This window comes from Flavobacterium filum DSM 17961, assembly GCF_000425465.1.
In the GTDB taxonomy this organism is placed as follows: Bacteria; Bacteroidota; Bacteroidia; order Flavobacteriales; family Flavobacteriaceae; genus Flavobacterium; species Flavobacterium filum.
This window is the reverse complement of sequence record NZ_AUDM01000038.1, coordinates 1-5,006: the sequence shown is the minus strand read 5'-3', so window position 1 is coordinate 5,006 and position 5,006 is coordinate 1. Positions and strand designations below refer to the sequence as shown.

Genomic DNA, 5,006 nt, shown 5'->3' with positions numbered 1-5,006 from the left:
ACTGCTTCACAGATTAATAATTAGTGACTGCTAAGTAAATTTATAAAAAATATATTCGTGTAATTCGTGTAATTCGTGTCAAAAATTAGTCACTGACAAGCAAATTTATAAATAAAAATTCGTGCAATTCGTTTCAAAAAAAAACACTGATTCACAACTTAATAATTTGTAAATCAGTGGCTTTTAAAAAACAAGTATTTATTTTTTCGGCTCTGCCGTTAACTCTGCAATTTTCACAATCACTTCCACCGCTTTTTGCATACTTTCCACCGGAACATATTCATACTTTCCGTGGAAATTATGTCCACCCGCAAAAATATTCGGACACGGTAAACCTTTGTAGGACAATTGACAACCGTCAGTACCACCGCGAATCGGTTTGATAATCGGTTTGATGTTTAGTTTTTTCATTGCCTTTTCTGCAATTTTTATAATATGAAAAACAGGTTCAACCTTTTCTTTCATGTTGTAATACTGATCTTTGATTTCAATCACCGCAATTTCTTCTCCAAACTGTTTGTGGTATTTTTTATTGAATTTTGCCGTCAAATCATGCAAAAACTCTTTTCTTTTTTTGAATAGTTTTTTATCGTGGTCACGAACAATCAAGGAAACGGTACTTTCTTCTATACTTCCCGTGATGCCGGTTACATGGTAGAAACCTTCATAACCTTTAGTATGCTCCGGTACTTCTTTTTTGGGTAATTTCGAGACAAACTTGGCAGCCAATAACATCGAATTAATCATCTTTCCTTTGGCATAACCGGGATGCACACTTTTACCTTTAAAGGTAATTTTCGCACCGGCGGCATTAAAATTTTCATATTCTAATTCGCCAATCTGACTACCATCCATGGTGTAGGCCCAATCCGCACCAAACTTTTCTACATCAAAATGATGAGCCCCTCGACCAATTTCTTCATCCGGTGTAAAACCCACTCTGATTTTTCCATGTTTGATTTCAGGATGCTGAATCATGTATTCCATCGCTGTGACAATTTCAGTAATTCCGGCTTTGTCATCGGCACCTAAAAGGGTAGTGCCATCAGTTGTAATCAAAGTCTGACCTTTGTATTGCAACAAATCGTTAAAGTATGAAGGCGATAGTATGATGTTTTGTTCCGCGTTCAATACGATGTCTTTTCCGTCATAGTTTTCTATCACTTGCGGTTTCACATTCGCTCCCGTAAAAACCGGACTCGTATCATAATGCGAAATAAATCCAATCACCGGCACTTCATGTTCTACGTTACCGGGTAAAGTGGCCATGATGTAACCTTTTCGGTCCATCGTAACTTCTTCCATACCAATGGCTTTTAATTCTTTTACCAATTGACGAGCCAATACCAACTGATTTTTTGAACTGGGAGTAGTGTCAGAATTGGGATTCGATTCTGTGTCAACAGTTACATAACTAATGAATCGGTCAATAATATGTTGCATAAAACGTATGTTTAGTTAAAGTTAAGTACATATAAAATTTACTTTAACAAAGATACGGATTGATTTTATTCGGCAATGTTAAGTTTTTGGGGTGTTTTTTTGTTTCTCCAAAGGAAACCGGAATCCAACTGCCGCTCCTCCAACCACTTGTTTTACATTATCCTGCATGTAATAAGCAAACTCAATTTCAAAATTATTCTTTTTACCCAACGCTACACCTAAAGTTAAAGGAACATGGAAAATAACTCCATTTTTGTCAATATTTTCCAACGGCGTAAAGGTTTCAAATTGTCCGATTGAAGCTCCTAAGCCAATCTCAAAATAAGGAGCAAAATAGGGTATAGGTGCTATCAATCTTGCTTTTCCACCAATCAATACCGCATTACAAACTGCACGATAAACCGGTTCAAAAGATTCTTTTCGTTCGGTTTCGGCTTCTGTAATGATTAAACCAAAGTAGGGTCTGACTTGAAACCATGATTTTAATTTCAGCACATATTCTCCTTGCATATAAAAACCGGTTCCCTCTAAATCAATTTCCTCGTTTACAGTAACATATCCAAAACCAATTGAAGCTTCAATCGATTTTTCTTTTATTATTTGAGCAATAAGAGTGCTTTGTAGCAAAAGGAGGAATAACAAAACCGTTTTTTTCATGGTAGAAATTTTTTACAAAAGTAAACTTATCTTTTAAAAATAAAAAAGTAATACTGTTCAGCATTTTAATTTAACGTGAGTTCGATATAAAAACCAAATAGACATTCACCATTTTACACGAATTACACTAATTTACACGAATTGATGATGGAATATTACACAAATAAATTTGATTTATCAGATTTTAATTCGTGAAACTTAATTGTTAAAAATTATGATTCGTGTAAATTCGTGCAATTCGTGTCTAGATTTAAATATACTTGCGTCGAACTCACGTTAATTTAGGAAACTTATTTGTCAAGAAATGTCTGGTTTTTAGGATAGTGACAACTAATCACTAATCACTAATTACTAATCACTCTTTCCTCACCTGCTTAAACAACCACTCATACAATTCATCCTGATGAAACAAGCGTTCCACACTGCCGTGATTGCCGCCTTTGATTACGGTTAGCGTCACATCGGCATTGATGTTACACTTTTTTATGGCGTCATACATTTTTTGTGATTCCGAAAGGGGAACAATATAATCTACATCGCCATGCTGAATCCAAAGGGGGACAGTGGCCAAGCGACAGCCGTCTTTTTCGTTTCCGCCACCGCAAATGGCGACAGCAGCGGTGAGTTTATCCGGATGTTTACCGGCAAAATGCAACGTTCCATACCCGCCCAAACTCATGCCACACACATAAATGCGTTGCTCGTCGATGGGATAATTTTTTTGAAGGTATTCAATCAATTCTAGTACTTTATCTGGATTCCAACTACCGCTTGCCAATTGTGGAGCTACCACTATAGCCGGAATCTTTCGGCCTTTTTCAATGGCACGCAACACCCCGTATCGCTTTACTCGGTTAATATCCGTACCGGAAAGACTTTTACCGTGCAAAAACAACAGCAACGGCAATTTTTCCTCCGGTTGCTTTTCCGGCACTTGTATCCAAAACGGATAAGTGGTTTTGTTGGTGACCGTTTTTAATTGGGCAAATCCGAAAACTCCAATCAGTAAAAAGAACCATAAAAAATATCGTTTCAAACGAAGCATAACAAACATTTTTGAGTCAAAAATAGTGATTTTGAAGGGTTTTCATAAGCAAATTTCTCGCTTACAATCCATTTACCAGGTTGTTTTTGTGATTTATTTTAAAAATCATTTTTTGGTGGAGTTGTGCAACGGTTATCAAAATTATCAGTTTCTTTTTAATTCAGGATTTTTTTTCTTCCATAAAAGAGATATATAATCCCGGTAATTGAATTAAGAAACAGAAATCCAAGAGTCCACATTAACTTTTGCGATGAATTTATTTTTTTAGAATTATTAACTTCATATATGCCAATGATCATGTGAGCAAAAGTTGTAATTAAAACCAATAATAGAAGCAGAGAAATTCCCGGTATATTATTAAGTATCATAAAAACGGTGATGGTGGAAAGTACTAATGAACTAAAGAAAGTTACAGGGTACCATTTATTGTTTAATTTCATAAAAATTATTTTGAGTTGTGAATGTAAATGATTTTCGTTCAAATTGACAACTAACCTTAGAAATATCCCTAACAAAAATAGTAAATAGTATAAAAATAATTGTATTTCAACTTGAGTCAATGATTCCAAAAATAAACCTCGCATAAAAGTCACGAAACTTAGGGATAAACGAGGTTGTTTTTTTATGATTTTTTTGAAAATTAAGTTGTTGCAGGGTGATGCTGCTTTGTTAACCCTTATTAGTATCGGTTTTTTATGAATAAAGTAAAACCCAAAAAATTATTTTCTTTTGATCTTTAAGTATAAAAATGCCGGTAGAAAATTTAGTTTCATTATTAGTTCTAATTTCATTGTTTTTAAAAACATTTTTGAGTGTGCCTTTTTTTATATGAATGATTTCAACTTCTTTGTCTTTTACACTTGTATTTGATTTCAATTCTTCAAAGCTTTCACTAATTTCTGGTAGTTTAATGTCTGAATTTTGATATCGATATATACGACTTGACTCTTCAAATAGGAGTAAGTCATTATTTAATTTTTCATAGTTTCTCATTTTGGCGTTAATAATCGTTGTAATTTTTTCATCAAGATGATATAAAATCATAAAACCTGAATTTCCAAAAATCTCAAAGTAGTTTTTATGGTAGTAATGTTCTGATAAACTTTCAAAATCATTAATTGGAGAATTAATCTCAATTTCATCAATTATTTCGTTTGAAAGTTCTTTCTCAAATACTTTTTTTCCTTCATTTCTTGATTGACTTTGGCAAGAAAATAATGTTGTTAGGAAAAAGAAAAGAATAATTAGTTTATTCAATTTATTTGATCGTTTTTAAAATCAATACAAACTAATAAATTTTTCTTAATCCTTACCCGTTGGGTGTAATTATTTTATTCAAGTTTATTTTGGTTTTTTTACCACGAATTCTCGAATTATAAATTAATCAAAAGCAATAATTTGTTCATCTTCGATGAAAATTCGAATTAAATCGAATAATCAATGCAAAAAATTAGTGAATTAGTGGCAAAATTATTTCCAAAATTTAATTACACCCAACGGGTTAATCCTTATAACTTTTTATAATAAAGTTAAATCAAAAAAATCTTTAAAGTTAATTCTAATAAAATCCTGTGGTATTTGTATAATGGAAAATCAAATGTAGGAAAATAAATGAGTAGAAGCAAAGGTCAACTCGTAAAAGTTATTCACTTTGTCAGTCAAAAAAGAGTTTACATGAGTTAATAGGGTAGAAGCTGTTTTTACACAAACAATCGCTTTACCTTTTCGGGTTGTTCTTCGGGTTTTGTTCGAGACAAGTTGCACATTGTCTTGTCCTAAAATAGCTATACACAAAAAAAGTGTATATGGAACACCAAGATCAAGAGATTTATGCTTTACGAGAGCACAAGCAGAGCCGTTT

Annotated in this window: 5 protein-coding genes; all 5 read right to left on the bottom strand. The window is 33.0% G+C overall.

The genetic code is table 11. The features are described 5' to 3' along the window. Positions 1–198: 198 nt before the first annotated feature. Entirely contained in the window at positions 199–1,443 is a 1,245-nt protein-coding gene (gene pepT / locus H601_RS0112780) for a peptidase T (RefSeq protein ID WP_026711866.1), read from the bottom strand. Between the two features lie 78 nt (positions 1,444–1,521). After that, complete coding sequence (locus tag H601_RS0112775; protein ID WP_026711865.1) at positions 1,522–2,100, bottom strand: hypothetical protein; 579 nt, start codon at positions 2,098–2,100, stop codon at positions 1,522–1,524. A 355-nt stretch (positions 2,101–2,455) separates the two neighbouring features. Beyond that, entirely contained in the window at positions 2,456–3,145 is a 690-nt protein-coding gene (locus tag H601_RS0112770; RefSeq protein WP_084139985.1) for a carboxylesterase family protein, read from the bottom strand. A gap of 693 nt (positions 3,146–3,838) precedes the next feature. After that, on the bottom strand, positions 3,839–4,402 hold the full coding sequence (locus tag H601_RS0112760; protein WP_026711862.1) for a hypothetical protein: 564 nt from the start codon (positions 4,400–4,402) through the stop codon (positions 3,839–3,841). Between the two features lie 336 nt (positions 4,403–4,738). Then, on the bottom strand, positions 4,739–5,006 hold a 268-nt coding region (locus H601_RS16715; protein ID WP_035656007.1), incomplete at its 5' end, for a hypothetical protein.